Origin of the sequence: Streptomyces sp. x-80 (assembly GCF_046549095.1) — a bacterium.
In the GTDB taxonomy this organism is placed as follows: domain Bacteria; phylum Actinomycetota; class Actinomycetes; order Streptomycetales; family Streptomycetaceae; genus Streptomyces; species Streptomyces celluloflavus.
The window spans coordinates 1-20143 of sequence record NZ_JAJPWM010000021.1 but is presented as its reverse complement, the minus strand read 5'-3'; the positions used below and the strand labels follow the sequence as shown (position 1 = coordinate 20143).

Annotated in this window: 13 protein-coding genes; 8 read left to right on the top strand and 5 right to left on the bottom strand. The window is 65.7% G+C overall.

Annotated elements, in window-relative coordinates:
- Positions 1-38: 38 nt before the first annotated feature.
- From ACLJWH_RS33085 to ACLJWH_RS33065, 5 genes are all read left to right on the top strand, one after another.
- Complete coding sequence (locus tag ACLJWH_RS33085) at positions 39-2273, top strand: N-6 DNA methylase (protein ID WP_411145471.1); 2235 nt, start codon at positions 39-41, stop codon at positions 2271-2273.
- A 97-nt stretch (positions 2274-2370) separates the two neighbouring features.
- Positions 2371-4380, top strand: coding sequence for an N-6 DNA methylase (locus ACLJWH_RS33080; protein ID WP_411145470.1), 2010 nt, complete (start codon positions 2371-2373; stop codon positions 4378-4380).
- Positions 4377-5585, top strand: coding sequence for a restriction endonuclease subunit S (locus ACLJWH_RS33075; protein WP_411145469.1), 1209 nt, complete (start codon positions 4377-4379; stop codon positions 5583-5585). The genes ACLJWH_RS33080 and ACLJWH_RS33075 overlap by 4 nt, the downstream gene beginning before the upstream one ends.
- Positions 5586-5605: 20 nt before the next feature.
- Entirely contained in the window at positions 5606-8782 is a 3177-nt protein-coding gene (locus ACLJWH_RS33070) for a type I restriction endonuclease subunit R (protein ID WP_411145468.1), read from the top strand.
- Positions 8783-8957: 175 nt separating this feature from the next.
- Positions 8958-10544 carry a protein kinase domain-containing protein gene (locus ACLJWH_RS33065; protein WP_411145467.1) on the top strand — a complete coding sequence of 529 codons (1587 nt, stop codon included), beginning with the start codon at positions 8958-8960 and terminating at the stop codon, positions 10542-10544.
- Between the two features lie 35 nt (positions 10545-10579).
- Here the strand turns inward: ACLJWH_RS33065 and ACLJWH_RS33060 are convergent, their stop codons facing one another.
- Positions 10580-12112 carry a CBS domain-containing protein gene (locus ACLJWH_RS33060; RefSeq protein WP_411145466.1) on the bottom strand — a complete coding sequence of 511 codons (1533 nt, stop codon included), beginning with the start codon at positions 12110-12112 and terminating at the stop codon, positions 10580-10582.
- A 561-nt stretch (positions 12113-12673) separates the two neighbouring features.
- On the opposite strand from ACLJWH_RS33060, the gene ACLJWH_RS33055 reads away from it, so the two are divergent.
- Entirely contained in the window at positions 12674-12826 is a 153-nt protein-coding gene (locus tag ACLJWH_RS33055; RefSeq protein ID WP_411145465.1) for a hypothetical protein, read from the top strand.
- A gap of 473 nt (positions 12827-13299) precedes the next feature.
- Here the strand turns inward: ACLJWH_RS33055 and ACLJWH_RS33050 are convergent, their stop codons facing one another.
- Positions 13300-13797: a hypothetical protein gene (locus ACLJWH_RS33050; protein WP_411145464.1), complete on the bottom strand. Its 498-nt coding sequence runs from the start codon at positions 13795-13797 to the stop codon at positions 13300-13302.
- A gap of 392 nt (positions 13798-14189) precedes the next feature.
- Between ACLJWH_RS33050 and ACLJWH_RS33045 the strand changes: the two genes are divergently transcribed.
- Positions 14190-14987, top strand: coding sequence for a hypothetical protein (locus tag ACLJWH_RS33045; RefSeq protein ID WP_411145463.1), 798 nt, complete (start codon positions 14190-14192; stop codon positions 14985-14987).
- Positions 14988-15190: 203 nt separating this feature from the next.
- On the opposite strand, the gene ACLJWH_RS33040 is transcribed toward ACLJWH_RS33045, so the two are convergent.
- Both ACLJWH_RS33040 and ACLJWH_RS33035 read right to left on the bottom strand, forming a co-directional pair.
- On the bottom strand, positions 15191-15652 hold the full coding sequence (locus ACLJWH_RS33040; RefSeq protein WP_411145462.1) for a hypothetical protein: 462 nt from the start codon (positions 15650-15652) through the stop codon (positions 15191-15193).
- A gap of 203 nt (positions 15653-15855) precedes the next feature.
- On the bottom strand, positions 15856-16026 hold the full coding sequence (locus ACLJWH_RS33035) for an HNH endonuclease (protein WP_411145461.1): 171 nt from the start codon (positions 16024-16026) through the stop codon (positions 15856-15858).
- Between the two features lie 549 nt (positions 16027-16575).
- On the opposite strand from ACLJWH_RS33035, the gene ACLJWH_RS33030 reads away from it, so the two are divergent.
- Positions 16576-19128, top strand: coding sequence for an ATP/GTP-binding protein (locus ACLJWH_RS33030; protein ID WP_411145460.1), 2553 nt, complete (start codon positions 16576-16578; stop codon positions 19126-19128).
- Between the two features lie 312 nt (positions 19129-19440).
- Here ACLJWH_RS33030 and ACLJWH_RS33025 read toward each other — a convergent pair whose 3' ends face one another.
- The gene (locus ACLJWH_RS33025) at positions 19441-19881 is read right to left on the bottom strand and encodes a DUF4277 domain-containing protein (protein WP_411145459.1); all 441 of its coding nucleotides are present in this window, start codon (positions 19879-19881) and stop codon (positions 19441-19443) included.
- Positions 19882-20143 lie beyond the last annotated feature (262 nt).

Genomic DNA, 20143 nt, shown 5'->3' with positions numbered 1-20143 from the left:
TGCCTGTCGCTCATGTCGAATAGCGAGGAACCTCTGACATGCCGAAGCAGCCCGACGTCTCTGCCGCACCCGAGGTGTCCGCCCAGGTCACCGCGGCGGAGATCTCCCGGCTCGCAGGGGTCACGCGGGCGACCGTCAGCAACTGGCGCCGGCGGCACGCGGACTTCCCCTCTCCTGCGGGGGGCACGGACAGCAGTCCGCTGTACGACCTGGGAGAGGTGCGCGGCTGGCTGGCCGGGCGCGGGCACGGCGAGAAGATCCCGCCGCTGGAAGAGCTGCGCACGCTGCTGCGGTTGAGCGCGCACGGTCGCGCGGCGGCAGCCCGCCTTCTGCCCTTCGTACTCGCCGAGCGCCGGCGCCCCGACCTCTTCAACGCGGCCGACGCCCTCCCGGACAGCGACGTGGCGGCCCGGGCCCAAGAGATCGTCCGTGAACTTCCCGCGCCACCTGAGGCGCACTTCGACGACGTGACGTACACGGCGCCGGACGCGTCCCTGCTCCGAGCGATCCTCCGCTGCATCGACGCTGGTCAGGGTCAGGATGCCGTTGATGTGCTGGCGGAGCGCGAGCTGGAGGACGAGGCGGCCGGCGGCACGTACACCACACCGGGCCCGGTGGCCGACCTCATGGCACGGCTGCTCGCCGCCGGGTCACCTTCCCGTTATCCCGTACGGGTCTTCGACCCCGCTTGCGGCAGCGGCGCGCTACTCGTCGCCGCGGCCCGGCACGGCGCGCAGCGTCTGTACGGACAGGACCTCGTGCCCGTGCAGGCCCGGCGAAGCCTGATCCACCTGGGCATCGAAGCCCCCGACTCTCCCGCTGACATCCGCGCGGAGGACTCTCTGCGTGCCGACGCATTCGCGGACCTCACCGCCGACGGCGTGCTGTGCAACCCGCCCTACGGCGACCGCGACTGGGGCCACGACGAGCTCGCCTACGACCCGCGCTGGGCCTACGGCGTGCCCCCACGCGGTGACTCGGAGCTGGCGTGGGTCCAACACGCGCTGGCCCATGTCACGCCCGGGGGCTTCGCTGCCGTGCTCCTGCCACCGGCCACCGCCTCCCGTTCCCTGAGCCGCCGCATCCGCGCCGAGCTGATCCGGACCGGCGCGCTGCGCGCAGTCATCTCCCTGCCGGCCGGAGCCGCGCCGCCCCTCCACATCGGACTGCACGTGTGGGTGCTCCAGCGGCCTGATCTGACGGCCCCGGAACACCATTCGGTCCTGTGCGTGGACGGGGCAGCTCTGATCGGCGGTGATGGAGGGACGACTGCGCGTCTTGCTCGAACGGGCGCTTCCGGCGGGGCACCAAGGCGCGACGGCGCTGTCACCGCCACTTGGGATGCCTTGAGCGAGGGAGTGCTGGGTTACTGGACCTCGTACGTCACCGATCCCGCCGCATTCGAGGACGTACCGAGTCAGGCGCGTGCTGTCCCGGTGGTCGACCTCTTGGACGACCTGGTCGATGTCACCCCGGCTCGCAATATCCGTACGGCGGCGGTTGCGGCGGCCCCGGTCGCAGTCGCCGAACAGGCGGCTCGACTTGGACGTGAATTGGCGCAAGCTGCTGATGGGCTAGCTGCCGAGGCGCGGAAGGGCCAGTGGCCTGCCGTGGGCGCTGAAGCCCGTCAGTGGCGAACGGCGACCCTCGCCGACCTCACGCGTGGCGGGGCCCTCACCCTTCACCGCGTCGGTCCGCCTTCCACCCGGGAGCGGGACACCCCGCCTCCCGCCGAGTTCGCGAACCGGCCCGTGCTCGGCGGGCGCGACATGATGGCGGGGCAGCGGGCCACCGCCGCCCCTCAGACACCCGTCCCCCACACGACGGTGATCGTCGCCGAAGGGGACGTACTGCTGGCGGAGATCCGCAGCGCGCACGGCACGACGGCTCGCGTCGCGGACGAGCAGGACAGCGGCGCGGTGATCGGCCGCGGAGTTCGTCTGATCCGCCCGGACCCGAAGCGCCTCGACGCCTGGTTCCTGGCCGGGTTCCTCACCGCGGAGGACAACCTCAACAGCGCCTCGGTCGGTACCAGTTCGGTGCAGATCGACCCGTCAAGGCTACGAGTGCCCCTCCTGCCCCTGGAGGAGCAGCGCAGATACGGCGAAGCCTTCCGGCACCTGTACGGATTGCGCCAGGCGGCACGTCAGGTGACCGAACTCGCCACGTTGCTGCCAAAGACGCTCGCAGAGGGGCTGACCAGCGGGACACTGATGCCTCCGGCGTCGTCGCCGTCGGACAGCGACGACGGGGCAACCCCTGCCCGTCCTTAGCCGTAGAGAGGCCAAGCCGCTCATAGGCACCGCATTGCATCGGATCACATCCGCACCGCCTGGCCCGTTCTCCCGGGCAGGCGCCGAAGGGAAACCGTTGAACAGCAACAAGCACACGGAACTGGCGAACCACGCCTGGTCTGTCGCCGACCTCCTGCGCGGCGACTACAAGCAGTCCGACTACGGCAAGGTGATCCTGCCGTTCACGGTGTTGCGTCGCCTCGAATGCGTCCTTGAACCGACGCGGGAGAAGTTCACCGAGGAGTACGCAAAGTACGCGGCCGAGGACGTGAAGCCGGAACGGCTGCTGCGCCGAGCGTCCGGGCACGCCTTCTACAACGCTAGCAACCTCACCCTGAAGAAGATCGCGAACGACGCGAACACGGCCGCGGCCAACCTTCAGCTCTACGTCAACGCCTTCTCCGACAATGCGCGGGAGGTCCTGGAGAAGTACGAGTTCGGCCGTCAGATCAAGAAGCTCGAAGAGGCCGGCCTGCTCTACCAGGTCATCGGCAAGTTCACGGACTTGGACCTGCGCCCGGATACGGTCCCTAACCACAACATGGGCTACATCTTCGAGGAGCTGATCCGCCGCTTCGCGGAGCAGTCCAACGAGACCGCGGGTGAGCACTTCACCCCCCGCGAGGTCATCAAGCTGATGGTCAACCTCCTGGTGGCTCCGGACGCTGACGCGCTCAGCGTGCCCGGCGCCGCGCGCACCGTCATGGACCCCGCCTGCGGCACGGGCGGCATGCTCAGCGCGGCCGAGGACCACATCACCGCCCTGAACCCGGACGCCAAGGTGAAGGTTTACGGGCAGGAGCTCAATCCCGAGTCTTGGGCGATCTGCCGTTCCGACATGCTCATCAAGGGCCAGGACCCGGAGAATATCGCTGCCGGCAACTCCTTCTCTGACGACGGCCACGCACGCAAGAAGTTCGACTACCTCCTGGCCAACCCGCCGTTCGGCGTGGACTGGAAGAAGGTCAAGGACGAGGTCGAGTACGAGCACAAGTCGATGGGCGACGCGGGCCGCTTCGGCGCGGGCCTGCCCCGCATCAACGACGGCTCGCTGCTCTTCCTCCAGCACATGCTGTCCAAGATGAAGCCGGTCGACGTGGACGGGGGTAGCGGATCCCGCATCGCGATCGTCTTCAACGGCTCCCCGCTGTTCACCGGAGCGGCCGGCTCGGGCGAGTCGGAGATCCGCCGCTGGATCCTGGAGAACGACTGGCTGGAAGCGATCGTCGCCCTCCCCGACCAGCTCTTCTACAACACGGGCATCTCGACGTACTTCTGGATCCTGACGAACCGGAAGGCACCGGACCACAAGGGCAAGGTCATGCTCCTCGACGCCCGCGACCAGTGGGTGAAGATGCGCAAGTCGCTGGGCGACAAGCGCAAGGAGCTGGGTGACGGCAAGAACGGCAAGCCCAACCACATCGCGGACATCACACGGCTGTACGCGGAGGCGGTGGACGTCGCGGGGGATGCTGGGCACCCGCTGCACGGCAAGGTGAAGGTCTTCGACAACTCGGCCTTCGGCTACCAACGGATCACGGTAGAGCGGCCATTGAAGCTCCGGTTCGAGGTGACGGAGGAGACGCTGGCGGGGATGCTGACGGCCAAGCCGTTCCAGAAGCTCCCGCAGCCGGAGAAGTTCGTGGAGGCGTTCCGCCTGCTGCTCGGCTCGGAATGGGCGACGAAGGCAGAGGCGTTCGTCGATCTCAAGGACGCGGTGGTGGCGGCCGGGCTGCTCTGGCCTGGCGGCGCCCCGTTCATGAAGGCGATGCGCGAGGCGGTCGGGGTACGGGACCCCGAGGGCGAGATCCAAAAGGTGAAGGGTGCGGACGAGCCGGACCCGGAACTGCGGGACTACGAGAACGTGCCGCTGGGCGAGGACGTGGAGGAGTACCTCAAGCGCGAGGTACACCCGCACGTGCCGGACGCGTGGATCGACCACACGAAGACGAAGATCGGCTACGAGATCCCGTTCACGCGGCACTTCTACGTGTACGAGCCGCCGCGGCCGTTGGCGGAGATTGACGCGGAGCTGAAGGCGCTGGAGGCGGAGATTCAGGGGCTGTTGGGGGAAGTGACGGAATGACCACTGGGTATGCCACGAAGAGGGCAGAGGTCGCATGGTTGACCGACACTTACGTGCCGACTGATTGGAAGTCGGCCAGGATCAAATACCTGACACGAGGGATGCGTGCAGGAGAGGCTATTGAATCCGAGCGAATCAGAGATTCGGGGAGCATCCCCGTATACGGCGGAAACGGTGTGCGTGGATTCACCGAGGACGCAACTCACAGCGGAATGCATGTGCTAATTGGCCGCCAAGGTGCGCTCTGTGGAAATATTCACCTTGCGGATGGTTCGTTTTGGGCAAGTGAGCATGCCATTGTTTGTTCGCCAGTCTCAGGCGTGGACGCTAGATGGCTTGCATATATGCTACATGCAATGAATCTGGGGCAGTACTCCGTTAGTGCTGCACAGCCAGGGATCGGCGTGGCTCAGGTCGCCGCCCTCGAGACGGTTCTGCCGTCATTGGAGGAGCAGCGTCACATCGCCGACTTCCTCGACGCCGAGACTGGGAAAATGGACGCGATGTTGCGGGCGCAATCCAGGATGCACGAGCTGCTGGACGAACGGATCAACCATCAGATTCTCGCGGTAATTGGTCGTAGCTGTTTGGGTGACCGAATTGCAGGCGAACCCGTTCTGGCTATGCGTTGGCTGCTCGATAAGCAGGTACGTCCCACCTCGAAATTCCCGGAAGTGATCACGGCATTTCGTGACGGCCAGGTGACGGCACGTTCAATGCGTCGAGCTGAGGGCTACACAAATTCAGCTTCTAGCGACCCTCAGGGGCAAGCTGTTCGCATTGATGATGTCGTGGTTCATGGACTGGACGGATTCGCGGGTGCCATCGGGACTTCCGAGGCCGAAGGTAATTGCAGCCCCGTCTATCACGTGCTCACACCCAAGCGAGGTGGCGACGCACTCTATTATGGACGCATGCTTCGTATTCTTGCGCTCCAGGAGTACTTGACGGGATTCTCGTTCAGCACTCGTGAGCGAGCCTTTGACTTTCGAAACTGGGATATGTTCGGACGTATTCCAATTCCGGTCGCATCGCTTTTTGAACAGCAACATATCGGTGAGCAGATCCGGAAAGTGAGACCCCTGCGTGAAAAGTTCGAGCAGTTCGGCAAGCTCCTCGCCGAACGCCGCCAATCCCTAATCACCGCCGCCGTAACCGGCCAATTCGACGTCTCCACCGCCAGCGGTCGCAACGTAACGGAATGACGGACGGAGTCACGACCTCCATGAGCAACGTGCACCACGAGAAAGAGTTCGGCTCCGCCATGGTCGCCGCCCTCCTCGACCGCGGCTGGCGCGAGGCGAACCCCGAGGACTACCGACCCGACCTCGGCCTCGACACCAACGAGCTCTTCACCTTCATCGGCCGCACCCAGCCCGACGAGTGGTACGAGCTCGCCAACGTCTATGGCGGTCAGGCCGAAGCCCAGCGCGGATTCGCCCGCCGCCTCGACCAGGCCATCGCCGAGCACGGCGTCCTCCACGTCCTCCGCGAAGGCGTGAAAGACCGCGGCGTGAAGCTCCGCGTCGCCTACTTCAGGCCGAACCTCGTCGCCGGCCCTGCCATCCTCGCCCCCTACAAGGCCAACCGCCTCACCGTCGTCCGCGAGCTCCCGTACGCCACCAAGCAGGCCGACTGGGGGCACCGCCTCGACCTGACCCTGTTCCTGAACGGAATTCCGCTCGCCACCGCCGAGTTGAAGAACCCGCTCACCGGACAGGGTGTCGAGCACGCCAAGGAGCAGTACCGCACCGACCGCGACCCGACCGAGCTGATCTTCGCGAAGCGCGTCGTCGCGAACTTCGCCGTTGACCCGGACCTCGTCTTCGTTGCCACGCAGCTCAAGGGCAAGAACACCCGCTTCCTGCCCTTCAACACCGGCTCCGAAGGGCCCGGTCAACCCGGCGGCGCCGGAAACCCCGCCCCCACCGCCTTCGGCACGTACGCCACCTCCTACCTGTGGGAGCAGGTCTGGGAGTGGGAGAACTGGCTCGACCTCCTCGAACGCTTCGTGCACCAGCAGAAGCAGAAGAAGGGCGCCGGCCGGACCACGATCTTCCCCCGATTCCATCAGTGGGATGTCGTGAAGAAGCTGACCGCCCACGCTGCCCACCACGGCTCCGGGCAGAACTACCTGATCATGGCGTCCGCCGGGTCCGGCAAGTCCAACACCATCGGCTGGCTTGCCCACCGGCTCTCCGACCTGCACGCCGGCACCGACCCGCGCACCCTCGACCAGGACGCTGTGACCGCGGGCCGCATCGCACCCGGCGAGCCGGTCTTCGACAAGGTCATCGTCATCACCGACCGACGCAATCTCGACGCCCAACTCCGCGAGACCGTCGGCAGTTTCTCGCGTACCGCCGGGCTCGTCGTGAAGATCGATGAGAAGAACGGGGCGAAGGGTGAGCAGCTCGCCCGCGCGCTGTCCCGGGACACCGGGAAGATCGTCACCGTAACCCTGCACTCGTTCCCGGCGCTGCTCGACTACATCAAGCGCAACCCGACCGAGATCGCGGGCAGCCGGTTCGCGATCGTCGTCGACGAGGCGCACTCCTCGCAGTCCGGTGACGCCGCTACGGCTGTCAAAGCGGCCCTGCGTGACCTCGGTCTGGACTCCGACTCCGAGGACGCCGGCGCCACTACCGTTACGCTTACCGACCAGCTCAAGGAGAAGGCCGAGGAGCGAGCGCAGGCCGCGAACCTCTCCTACTTCGCCTTCACCGCCACCCCCAAGGCCAAGACCCTCGAACTCTTCGGGACGCTCGACGACATCGTCGGCGAGGCCAAGTACCGGCCCTTCCACACGTACTCGATGCGGCAGGCCATCGAGGAAGGCTTCATCCTCGACCCGCTGCGCAACTACGTCACGTACAACACGTACTGGAAGCTGGTGAACCAGAACCCGGACGAGAAGGAGGTCGACCCTTCCAAGGCCAATGGCCTGCTCGCCCGGTACGCGCTCACCCACGACTCGACTGTCGCGCAGCACGCCCAGGTGATCGTGGAGCACTTCGTCACGCACACCCGCGGTCGGCTCGGCGGGCGCGGCAAGTCGATGGTGGTCACCGCGTCGCGGCAGTCCGCCGTGCAGATGGCGCGCGCCATCAAGAGCTACATCAAGGACCGGGACTACGACACGAAGTACCCGGACCTCGGAGTCCTTGTCGCCTTCTCGGGCTCGCTCACCGTTGACGGTGAGGAGACCACCGAGAGCAAGGAGAACGGTGGGCTCGCCGAGAGCGCGCTGCCCGAGGCATTCGCGTACACGCGTGCCGACGACAAGGCGGTCAAGGCGGGTGGCTCAGGCAAGCCCGAGTACAAGATCCTGGTCGTTGCGGAGAAGTACCAGACCGGGTTCGATCAGCCGCTTCTCACGACGATGTACGTCAACAAGAGACTGACCGGCATCGCCGCCGTGCAGACGCTGTCCCGGCTGAACCGGACGGCCGAGCGCAAGGCGCAGTCCGACCTCGCCGTCCTGGACTTCGTGAACGAGGCCGAGGACATCCGGGACGCCTTCCGCCCGTACTTCGAGGAGGCGAACACCCTCCCCTCCGACCCGAACCTGCTGTACACCGAGCAGGGGCGCGTCATGTCCGCGCCGATGCTCGCCGAGCAGGAGATGGACGAGTTCGCCGCCGCATACTTCGAGGCGAAGCAGAAGGCGGGTGGCTCGCAGGCCAAGTGGGAGAAGCTGCACGCTGAGCTGTACCGACTCCTGTCCCCGGCCGTCGAGCGGTTCACCGCCCTGATGGAGAGTGAGGACGACGAGGAGGCCGAGACGGCTGAGGACTTCCGCGCCAACCTCAACGACTACGTGCGCAAGTACGGGTTCCTTGCCCAGATCGTGCCGTACCAGGATGCTGAATTGGAGCGGCTGCACCTGTACGGCCGTCATCTACTCAACCGGCTCCCGCGACGTGCCGACGGAGGCGTGGACATAGGTGAGGTAGACCTCAGCCACATGCGCGTGGAGAGGACCGGCGAGTACGACGTCTCACTCAGCCCCGAGGGAGCGGCCGACCTGAAGGGGTTCGGCGACGGAGCCGGTGGCGCCAAAGAGGTGGAGAAGTCGCTGCTGTCCGAGCTGATCGAGAAGTTCAACGAGAAGTTCGGCACCGAGTTCACCGAACAGGACGTCCTGCGCCCCTTCGAAGAGGCCAAGGCCGACCCCAAGGTGCGGGCTGCCGCTGTGGCCAACAACGACGTGGACAACTTCGGCTTGGTCTTCGACGACGTCTTCGAGGACAAGATGGCCGACCACATCGACACCATCGCCGGGCTCGGCCGCCAGTACTTCGGCGGCGACAAGGGCTTCAAGTCGAGCCTCGACCGCAGTGCGCGCAAGGCCGCCTGGCGGATGATCCGGAGCGAAGAAGGGGTCGACGACGGGTTCTGACGTACTCGTCCGTCACGTCTCGTGGAGCGGTGCCGGGGAGCCCCCGGCACCGCTCGCTCTCTGATCCTGGCTGGACCTGGCCTGGACGGATGATCACCCCAGTCGTCACATTGGACACGCACCGTCACACCGCGAACGCCGAAACTCGGTCACCAGCGCAGGAAGCGAGAGCACCGTGCCACCCGAGCCCATCTCCGACCGCTACGAACTCCTCGAGGAGCTTGACCACGGCGGCATGGGCGATGTGTGGCGCGGCTACGACACCGTGCTCGACCGCCCCGTCGCCGTGAAGCTGCTTCGACAAGCATCGTTGGTTGCGGCCCCGCACCTTGCCGAGGAGTTCGCCAAGCGCTTCCAGCGCGAGGCCAGGATTACCGCGCGTATCCAGCATCCCGGCGTACCTCAGGTGTACGACGCGGTGCTCGATGCCTCGCTGGAACGGCTGTTCCTGGTGATGGAACTCGTCGATGGTGTCTCGTTGGCCCGGTACGTCAACCCGGCGCGCCCGCTACCGATCGGCTGGGCGGCGGCGGTGGCCGCGCAGGTCACGACAGTGCTGTCGCACGCACACCAAGTCCCAGTGATCCACCGTGACCTGAAGCCATCCAATATTCTCGTCGCCCGCGACGGCACGGTGAAGGTCCTGGATTTCGGTATCGCCGCCATTCTCCGTACGGACGTCACAAAGCTGACCGCGACTGGGACGCCCATCGGCACGTACCAGTACATGGCTCCCGAACAAGTACGCGGCGGCACGATCACTCCGCAGACGGACCTCTACGCACTCGGCTGCGTCCTGCACGAACTGCTCAGTGGGCGCCTGCTGTTTACCGCCGGCGACGAGTTCGGCCTGATGTACCAGCATGTGAGCGAAGCCCCCACGCCTCTGAGGCAGCTGCGCCCTGAGGTGCCGCCCGCTCTGGAGGAACTTGTCCTGTGTCTGCTGGGCAAGGCACCCGAGGAACGACCGGGCGATACACAAGAGGTGTATGAGAGGCTGCTCCCGTTTCTGCCGCTGCCTGGCGATGAGACAGCCGTCAGCGGTGGGCAAGGTCCTTCCGGAGTGCCTGATCCGACAGCGCTCTACCGCAAGCCTTACGCACCCCGGGCTCGTGAACAGGTGCCCGCCGTCGATCAGCCGAGTCCCGTCCTGCCGCAACCCATGCCGGTGCCGACTCAGTTGCGCGAGGACATCCGGGCAGCTCGTGACCAGGCCGACCTTCTCATCGGGGAGGAGCGGTTCTCGCAGGCAGTCGACGTGCTCGGCGAGGTCATCGAACCGGCGGCTCGTGCGCTCGGCCCCGAGAACAGGGCGGTACTGGGGCTGCGCAGGCAGCGGGCCGCGGTGCGTCTGCTCGGCGGTGACTACCGCGCCGCGCGACCCGAGTTCGACACTCTCGCCGACGCGTATGCCCGTATTGCCGGGCCGACCAGTGACCAGGCCCGTGCCTGTCGTGCCCAGGCCGCACGGTGCCGTGCCGAACTCGGCATGGTCACCGACGCGCTGGCGCAGCTGACGGAAGTGCTGGACATCGTACGCGCCGTTGACAGCGACGCGAGCGAAGAAGCGGTGGAGCTCCGGCACAACATCGGCATGTTGCTGCTTGCGCAAGGGCGGACGTCGGAGGCCAGGGAGGTGCTGGAGCCGCTGTATCAGGATGTGGTCCTGGTCAGTGGGCCGGAGGACGAGTTGGCGGTCGAGATCGCTGAGGCACTCGCGGTGATCGACCTCGGCTTCGACGACCCTGGGCTGGGCGCCTGACAGGTGGACGGCCCAGCCCAGGGTGAGTCGGCCGGTTATGGCCGTGGATCGTGGTCGATCAGCTTCAACAGGCTCAGCAGCTGTTTGGTCTCCGTCAGGGCCTCGGTCTTTGTCTCCGGAGCGTCCATGTCCCAGTGAGCGAGCTCGTTCCGGTACTCCTTGACGGCGGTGACCCGGCGCACTAGATCGTCCTGCTCGTACGGCCACGCCAGCTTCGCCCAGCAGGCGTCGTCCTTGAGGACTTCCGGATATTGGCCGAGGGTGAGGTACTTGCCTGCGGCGCGCGTCTTGCGTACTCCCGAGCTGGTGGGGAGTTCGTCCACGGGCAGGCGGTCGGTGAGGCGGCGCAGGCGCCGTTCTGCCTCGCCCAGGAGGATGAACGGCTCGACCCGCAGCTTGAGCTGGTCGGCCAGGTCGGATGCGGTGAGGATGCCGAGCACAAGGTTGTCGCCATCGGTGACGATCAGGAATCCGTGACGCTGGATGTCGTCGATGCGGACGAACAGCTCTTCCTGCTCCTGAGCGGTGAGTGGGTGGGGGTTCAGAGCCGCGGCTATGGTGGCGCCGCGGTGACCCAACTGGGCACGGGCGATGCTCTCCCAGGTGACGACCCCTCGCAGCACGTTGTTCCGGTTCACCACCGGAAGCTGCGAGAAGTCGCCCTGGACCATGCGTGTGATGGCGCGACTCAGCGGCTCGTCGAAACAGACCGTGACCACATCCCGGGCGAAGGGGAGGCTGCCGATGCGCCAGTGTCGACTCAGATCCTCACCCGCGACCCTCGTGGGTGTGTGACCAAGATCCGTTCCTGGTGGCTCCTGGACCGTCTCCCCGGTCAGGGTGGTTTCCTCCGCGGAGACCGTGATCAGGCCGTCGAGCTGCACCTCCGTGAAATGCGGGGCCACCTGCAGACCTCGAGCCGCGAGCTCCCGGTCGACGAGGTCGATGGCGTCACCGGTGCGCCTCTGCCAGCCCCACAGGCCGATCAGGTCCCGGGCGGTCAGCTGTCGGGTGCCCTCGTCGCGCACATCCTGCTCCAGCGCCTCAGGGTCCGCAGGTGGCTCCACGGCGCCCTTGTAGCCCGGGTCGACACCGGTCTGCGCCAGTGTCTCGACACGGTGTGCCGCGTCACGGCGACTCAGCTCGCTCACGGTCAGGAACGCGCCGATGCTGTCGCGGAGGTCGCCACCGATCGCGGCACGCTCGACCTGGGTGCGTACCCACTCCACCTTGCGCGTGTGCCGGAAGCCAGGGGCGGCCTCGTTCCGGTACTCGTATCCGCCGGTCAGCCGCCCGATGGCGACGACTCCCAGGAACTTGCGGGGCATCACGACCAGGTCTCCGGTCTCCATCGTGATGAAGCGCCATAGCTGATGCTTCCAGTTGTCCACCCTGCCGGGCAGCTCACCCGGATAGGCTCGCGCCAGAACATCCCCCACCTCGGCGATCGACGCGCAGCCGCTCAGATCCCCGACCTCCTCCCAGCCGGCGATCACCACACCCTCGTCCAGCGCCTGCTCTTCGCGCTCCCCGTACTGGCCCCCGCGGACCGTCCAAGCTCTGACCATCGTTCCCCCACCCGTGAAGCCCTACAGCCGCATCTACGTGGGGCGGCTCGCGTCGAGGGTTGAATCTACGTGCGTGTGGCGGCCCGAGGACAGGCGTGGAGCAGATCGAGTCAGCAGTTGAAGAACAGGGCAGGTGCCGCTTTGGCGCCTACCCTGTTCTGACCTGATGGCCCATGAGTATGACTCTGACCAGCGACTTCTCTCTCGCTAGGAGTGGCGCGCATGATTTGTTGCCCCGGCCCGGGGGATGCATGTGGGATGGCGGGCCCTGACGTGGGGTGCGAAACGGGGCAAAACGATGCCTCGGGCGATGGGAAAGCCCTCCGCGAGCGATCTCGCGGAGGGCTAAAAACAGGCTCTGACCTGCGTAAACTTGCGCCCCCGGCAGGACTCGAACCTGCGGCCAAGTGCTTAGAAGGCACCTGGTGAGGGTGAGGTGGATGGGGCTTTGACCTGCACGGACGTGCATTCTTGACGTGTTGTCAGTCAGTTTTCCGACGTTTTCGGGAAACGGTGGTTCGGTCATGGCTCCGCGGCCCCGAACTCCCTTACATCCCCGCCGTGGCGGACGTGGCCGTAAATGACCAGGCCGTGGACGCGATCACTTTCCTGGTGATTCTCTTCCTGGGTGAAGGAGCGTCCCGCAAGGTGGCGGCGAAGTACAACCCGGCAACGCTGCCGGAGGCATCGGTGGGTGACGGCGCCGGCCGATAACGAGAGGTACGGGCCCGGACGGACGTTGTTCCGTCCGGGCCTTTTGCCGTATCTGGGGCGACTCCTCCTGCGCTGGCAAGCTCGTCGACTGGGTCAAAGCGCCCAGCTGGCCACGGAACCTAGCTCGAGCCGAGGGCTGACCACCCCGCACTCGATTCACCCCTCTGCATTGCCCCTATGTGCAGAACCCGTCAGCAACTGGGGGCCTTCTTGCGGCGAGCCTCACTCCTCGTCTGCAGACGCCTCGGCGGGTGCACGGGTGAGATCTTCTGGGGGATGGACCTCTGCGCCTGCTTGAGGGAAGGAGACGAGCACATCTCCGTCCGCGGTTAGCATAGCTACCACGCCGATGGGGTCCTCTGGATGGTCAGTTTCTGCAGATACCATGACCCGATCGCCAACTTTCCAACGATCAATCATCTCTACCCCTTCTGGATTAGTTGCCCAGCTCCATCAAGGGTAACCGATGCCCTTTAGTCTCTACTGCATCCACTGAGGGTTTTATGTCCGTTGACCCAGAACGCTGTGATTATTCCCTTAGGGCCGTAGTTCTTTCCCGCATAAACATAGCCATTGGCATCATCTACTACACACATGGTTCGCTTGACCCCGGAGGGCGTTGCGTAGTGGGCAATCGATAACGTCCCTCCCGGGAATGGATTGCTATGCGTACCCGGGTCGACCTTCTCCATGGCTATCACCCAGAGGCGCTTTGCAGCCGGGGTCAGTTCGTGATTTGTCGTGTTACCGGTACTTCCGCCCTTTGCTATATGCTGACGTCCGAATTTTGAATTACCTTCACGTAATGCGACACTGTTCGGCACCCAGCGCCAATTTACATCGAATATCTGTATGACCTTAGCTGCGCCGGGGCCGTCCTTGACTGGTGTTGAATTCGCGTATGCAGAGGTTGCCGGGATGGCCAATGCGGCCGCGGCGATTGCTACGGTCAACTTCTTTGCTGCACGCATAAATAACTCCCGAAAAAATCGCAAGAGGGCGTTACGCAACTCTAAAGACTAGAGGTCGCCAGTGGTCCGCTTTGCCTTCCTGTGCAGCTGGTTACTCGCATGTTTTTGCTTGAGTGGAAGCTGCATGCGCATTGGCGACTTCGGTGATTAGCTTGGCATGTGACCCGATGGGATGGAAGAGGGTAAGTGGTGCGATAAATGGAATATGGCGCAAAAGATCGAGAATTGAGGCTTCCGATTTTAAGTTTGCTGGTCAAGTGCACATATGGCAGAGAATTGTTGTTTGTGTGTGGCTGGTTTCGAACCTTTGCCGCGCCCTGTCACGGCCCCCGGTGAATGCCGCCGTAGGCACCTGAGTGGCCCTTGGCGGCCGTGAGCGAGCGGAGAGACCCGTGGCAGCACTGAACACCATCAGCCGGTCCGGCAGCCGGTTCTACGTAGACCCGGAGACCGGGGCCAAAGCGCCCGGTGTGACCTCCATCCTGTCCATGCTCCCGAAGGGGTTCCTTCAGTTCTGGGCTGCCAAGGAGGTGGCTACGGCAGCCGTGGACAACATCGGCTCCTTGGTGGGCCTGGCCATGAACGACCGTGCGGGAGCCATCGACTATCTGAAGGGTGCTCCTCGGCGGGTGACGAAGCAGGCGGCCGACACTGGGTCGGCGGCCCATGACGTGTTCGAACGCCTGGCACGTGGCGAGGACGTGACCCGGCTCCACCCGGACCTCCGCGCGTACGCCGACCACTTCCGGGAGTTCCTGGACGCCATCCAGCCGGAGTTCCTGTTCCTGGAGGATGCGGTGTGGTCGGACCAGCACAACTATGCCGGGAGCTTCGACGCTATAGCGCGCATTGCCGGGGAGACGGTCGTCCTGGACTGGAAGACCACCCGCTCCGGCGTGCATGAGGAGGTGGCCTTGCAGCTCTCTGCGTACGCGAACGCGGACCGCATAGTGAAGGCGGATACGGGGGAGTCCGTCCCGGTCCCGGCGATCGACGCAACGGCCGTTCTCCACGTCCGCCCGGAGGGCTGGAAGCTCGTTCCTGTGCGCCACACACCGGAGCTGTTCCAGACCTTCCTTCACCTGCGCGCGGTGTTCGACTGGGAGCGGGAGAACAAGCGCGGTGTGATTGGGCGCCCGGTGGCCTCCGGCGGGGAGGCGGAGACAGGTACCCAGCGCCGCGCGGCGTAGGGAGTGGGGCGGGTGTCACGGGCCCCAGTGCATGGAAACAGCGACAGGCCCGGCGGCTATACGCCGGCCTTCTCGCTGCCTCTTTCTACGCACCTCCCAAGGCGAGCCGGCACAGTGGCCCGCACGCTCCGTGTGTTTGACACCGACCCCAACGCCCGCCCCAAGACGATTGCCGGTGACTACGTGGGCCGTTTCAGGGCGGGTCAGCAGCTCAACAACCGCCCTGTTGCACTGTAGGCGTGGCGAATCACGACCGGGGACCCGGAGGTGGGGAAGGTCGTCGCGGAGCTGTACGGCGGTGCTCCCCAGGCACCGCTCGCGACGATCCCCATGATCTGGCGGTAGTCGGCGGGCAGGTCTTCCACGTCGCTGCCGTCGGTGCGGTGAGGGATCAGCAGCTGGCCAGCGGCCCCCGGTGTCGCACCGACACCCTGCGCGGGTACAGCCGGCTCCCCGCCGGTGGCTTCTTCCAGAGCCTGCTGCCAGGCCGCGGCATCGGGATGCCCGGCCTCGGCATCCTCCTGGAACTGCTGGTAGACGACCTCGGCGGCTCCCAGCCGGGCCACCTCGGCCTCGGTGTCGGCCAACTCCTTGCGCAGTTGTCTGGCGTGTTCCTCCAGCACAACGCGGCGCTCGATCAGCCACTCCATCAGGTTCTGGGCCATGCCCCCTCCTTCACGGGTTCACCGTCGCGACCCTGCTCGCACGGTAGGGGGCTGTGTACGCAGAGTTCAGGAGATCCCGGAAAACGGCCCGAAGCGGGCCGACAGATGATCTCCTCGAAGTGATCAGGCCCGGGACATGCGCAAGTAGCCCAACGGCTCCTCACGCCAGCCCGTTGACCTGCACGAACCACGATGAAACTTCCTCATTCTGTGGCTGTCCGTTTACCCTTCCAGTCGTTGCATGGCTTGCAGGCGGGTAGAAAGTTCCACCACACGTCCGCGCCGTTGTCCGCGATCGGAGCCTCGTGGTCGAGGGTTGTCGACGGTTTGACGGCGCAGAATGTGCAGGAGCCCGCGTTGGCCGTCAGGGTCATGAGCCACACCCACGTGGGCTGCTTCGTGCGCCTACCTCGCTGGACGCCGTCGCCTACCAGGGTCATCGGATCTCCCATTGCCAGTGCTTCAAGGAGGGGGCGCTAGCGCTCGGCACTGACAATGCGTTGCCGGTCGCGCGCTCTTGGTTATCGATGGCGACTCCGAAGCCTCAGGTGCGGGATGCATTGCGTACGCAGATTGCCTGGCTGCCTGCCAGGGGGATCTGGGTCGGAGGTCAAGCCCGGACCGTGCTCCTTGCCCGCGGCGTCGTCCATTCATGTTTGGTTGCGGTGCGCACTGGTGGGGCGCAGCCGTCTTCGGAGATCCTTCTCCAACAGGACTGGAGTGGGCGTAAGTTGGCGGCCATATAATCTTCAATGGGGGCTGGCGTGGCAGGGTGGGATCTACGAGCGCTGTTCAGCACGAACGACCGCACGCTTGGAACTGCGGAGGCGTTCACGAACCGTCAGGCGCAGTGGGAGTTCGCGGTGGCTGCGCTCGCTGCACATCTGCGGCATGTCAATGCCCCTGGGTTTGATCCTGCAGACTTGGAAGCTGCTCGGGACAACGTGGTGGCCTTCCATGGAATCGGCGGCATCGGGAAGTCCACGCTGTCGCGCAAGTTCGAAGCTTCCTTCGCCGACCCCGGGCAGCGTCCCACCCAGTGGGGCGCTCCTTTGTGGGGCGCAGCTCGGATCCTGCCCGTACGGATCGATCTCGCGCGCTCCGTGAACCCCGATTTCGAGAAGGTCGTGCTCTCCGTCCGCCTCGCCCTGGCCGCCATCGGCCGGCCACTGCCCGCCTTCGACTTGGCGTTGCGCCGCTACTGGGAGCATCAGCACCCGGGAGACCCACTGGAGGACTTTCTCAACCGCGGTGGTCTGGCCGTTCGGTTCGGCAAGGCGCTGCCGCAGCAGATGCAGTCCGCGCTCTCCGACGTAGCCCAGGCCCTGTTGCTGCCCGGCACGGTGGGCTCCGCGATCGGGCAGGTGACCGGGGTGCTCGTAGGGGCGCTGCGCGAGCGTCGGCGGACCGTGCGGGCGCTCGCCGACTGCGCACGCCTGGCCGACCTCCTGGAGAGCGAACCGGACCTGGACTCCCTCTCCTACTACCCGCACCTGCTCGCCTGGGAGCTTGGCCGGATACCGGCCGCGAAGCGGGTCACGCCAGTGATCTTGCTGGATACCTTCGAGGAGATCGGGGACCGTACCCACCGGGACTTCGAGCGACTCCTGCAGCGCCTGGTGTGGTTGATGCCGAACGCCTTCTTTGTCATCACCGGCCGCTCCCGCCTGCAATGGGCTGACGAAGCGCTCCAGGGCCAGCTCGACTTTACCGGCCCCAGTGCCTGGCCCGGCCTGGTTGCCCGCGACGTCCCCCAGGACCGTGTGGACTTACCTGCTCCCGGCCGTGAACGGCAGATGCTGATCGGCGACTTCTCCTGCGAGGACTGCGACGACTACCTTGCCCGCCGCCTCTCCACTGGAGGTCGCCCCCTCATAAGCGACTCCATCCGCACCGTTATCGCACAGCGCTCGCACGGCCTGCCGCTGTACCTCGACCTCTCCGTGATGAGGTTCCTGGAACTCCGCCGCAGCGGACACACCCCACAGCCGGCTGACTTCGACCACGGCTTCCCGGCGCTGATCGCCCGCACTCTTTCCGACCTCACCGCCCCCGAGCGTCACGTGCTGCGCTCCGTCAGCCTCTTCTCCTCCTTCGACATCGCCCTGGCGACCCGGGCGGCGGGTCTCCCACAACAAGCGCCTGCCCTGCGGCTCGTCGAGCGTCCCTTCGTACGGGAGACCCCGTTCGGACTGTGGCCATTTCACCTCCATGCCCTCATCCGCGCGACGATCCGGGGCGCCGACGATCAGACGGACGACCGCTGGTCCGCCACTGACTGGCAGCAGGCCGCCACCCGTGCCCTCTCTGCCCTCGGAGAGCAGTGGAGGGACGGCTCGGATCGCGACCGGCCGCTTCTTGTCGGCTGCTTGCGCCAGGGACTGGCCATCGCCCGCGACTACCGACTCGACCTCGGCTGGCTCACCGAGGCTGCGTGGAACTACGTCGGCGACTCCGTGTGGGAACCGCTCGACCTGGCCGCGGGCCACCAGGGAGAGGGGACAGCCGCCACGGCCGCTGAAGCGCTGGTGGAGTTGCTCAGCGCGCTCGCCCGTCGGCAGCACGAGAACCGTGCTCGAACCGTAGAGCGCCTGACGATGGTCGCCGATACCGGGCTGCTGCCCGCGGAGCTGTCCGACATGGCTGTCTACTACCGGGCCAAGGCGCAACGCGACCTCGGGCACACCGAGAAGTCCCGGCAGGGAATGCAGAGGGTTGCCGACGGCGGCGGGCGCCTGGCCCCCAATGCTCGCCGTGGGATCGCCCACCTTTCTCGGCTCGCCGGCGACTTCCCGACGGCTCTTGCGGCCGCAGGAAACTTGGGCTGGGAGGGGCGGCACCACCGCGTCGTCGGCGACGTGCAGTGGGTGCAGGGCAATGTGCAGCTGGCCGCGCAGGCATTCGGAGCTGCTCGTACGGAGGGTGAAGAGCACGGCAAGCGCGGGGAAGCAGCTATGTCACAGGCCATGCGAGCCTTCACCCTGGCCTTCACGACTGACCTCACCATCGATGACGAGATCGACCTCGGCGAACACCTCCTGGCCCAGGTCGATCTGCGTGCCGCAACCCTGGACGTACGCATCGCAGCACTGCTGCGCGATGCCGGTACCGGTACGGGAGTCGAGGAGCGGGCACAGGTGCTGGCGGCCGAGATCAGCACGTCGGGCCTGCTCTTCGCCCAGGCCAAGCTGGAGTTGGCACGCGCCTTCCACCACGCGATCCGCGACGACCAAGAGGGCGTTGCCTACAAGGTCAGCCGACTTCGTGAGCTGACCCGCGAGGGCTATTACGCCTACTACGTCGACATCGCCCACTTCATGGCCGGCCTCGCGCTCGACTCTCCCTCCCGTGCACATTGGCTCGACGATCAGCAGAGGGTCCGCCAACGGTGGCGAGACATGGTCATCGGCCGACGCGCTGTGCTGCCGTCAGGGTCAGCCTCCGGAGCGCCGCCGTCAGACGGTATGACTCGGTAGCTGTCAAACTCCTCAACTGGGAATCAGAAAAGCATAGTTGACCTTTGTGGGCTAATCGAGGCGTTTGGCGGCGAACCCAGTCGTTTCGACTTCTCTGACAGTGAATCTAGTCGTGAGCTCTCCACACGTCACCTCGACGTACGGCACGCCCCTATCTGCCTCGTCGGCGGATACCCACACACATAGGGGCCCGCAGGATCGTCACCTCGACGAGGAGGTCGACCACAGCTCGTTGCTGATCCAAGCTGAGCCCCTCCACGCGGTCCGTACATCGGCCGCGTCCACCAACCGGTCCAGCAGGTGGGCCCGTTGTCAGTGCGCTATGCGACCCTCAACCTCGTCCGAACACTCGCGCAGCTGGCGCGCCTGTTGATCCAGGCGCCGGTCCTTGGGATGCCCGTTGCAGGCGATGAGTGGGTATCGCTCGTCCTGATCCTCGGCGGGGAAGGCGCCGTGGACGGACATGCCGGTCATGTCCCAGTGCAGCCGCGAGACATTGATCCCGAACTCGGTGATCGTCCAAGCGCCGACCGTGCCCGCGATGACCTCCAGCTTCGGAGCGATCGCGTCCAGCGCGCGGGCCAGGCGGTCATCGTTGAGGAGGTCCGGCGTGATATCGAAGACCTCCTCCACCGCCCAGGTGTGGGCCCAGTCCCCGACCCGCACCAGCGGTGCGGGCGAGGTCTGCCGGCTGGCCACCAGCGCCTCGATGACCTGCCCGTGCGTCAGATGGGCGCTCCGCCACTCGGACACACCTCGTCGATGACCCTGGCTACATCCAGGCGGCGCAGAAACTCAGCAGTGACGGGCAGAGCGCCCAGACGCTTCTCCACCACGGACGTCACCACGCACTCAAGGCGCTGGCGCTGGGACGGGACTAGACATGCCTAGTACTCCAGCCGGACTTTGATGTTTTGCCTGGTCAACGGCTTGGGTTTGGGGAGTGTAGTGGGGTGGTGCTGGAAGCGGGGCGGGTTCGCCGGGCCTGTCCCGCGAACGAGTGCCCTCGCCGTGT

Excerpts from the sequence above, each read along its gene's own strand:
- ACLJWH_RS33085 (WP_411145471.1), top strand. The coding sequence starts at position 39 with ATGCCGAAGCAGCCCGACGTCTCTGCCGCACCCGAGGTGTCCGCCCAG.
- ACLJWH_RS33075 (WP_411145469.1), top strand. The coding sequence starts at position 4,377 with ATGACCACTGGGTATGCCACGAAGAGGGCAGAGGTCGCATGGTTGACC.
- ACLJWH_RS33070 (WP_411145468.1), top strand. The coding sequence starts at position 5,606 with ATGAGCAACGTGCACCACGAGAAAGAGTTCGGCTCCGCCATGGTCGCC.
- ACLJWH_RS33060 (WP_411145466.1), bottom strand. The coding sequence starts at position 12,112 with ATGGTCAGAGCTTGGACGGTCCGCGGGGGCCAGTACGGGGAGCGCGAA.
- ACLJWH_RS33050 (WP_411145464.1), bottom strand. The coding sequence starts at position 13,797 with ATGCGTGCAGCAAAGAAGTTGACCGTAGCAATCGCCGCGGCCGCATTG.
- ACLJWH_RS33040 (WP_411145462.1), bottom strand. The coding sequence starts at position 15,652 with ATGGCCCAGAACCTGATGGAGTGGCTGATCGAGCGCCGCGTTGTGCTG.
- ACLJWH_RS33035 (WP_411145461.1), bottom strand. The coding sequence starts at position 16,026 with ATGACCCTGACGGCCAACGCGGGCTCCTGCACATTCTGCGCCGTCAAA.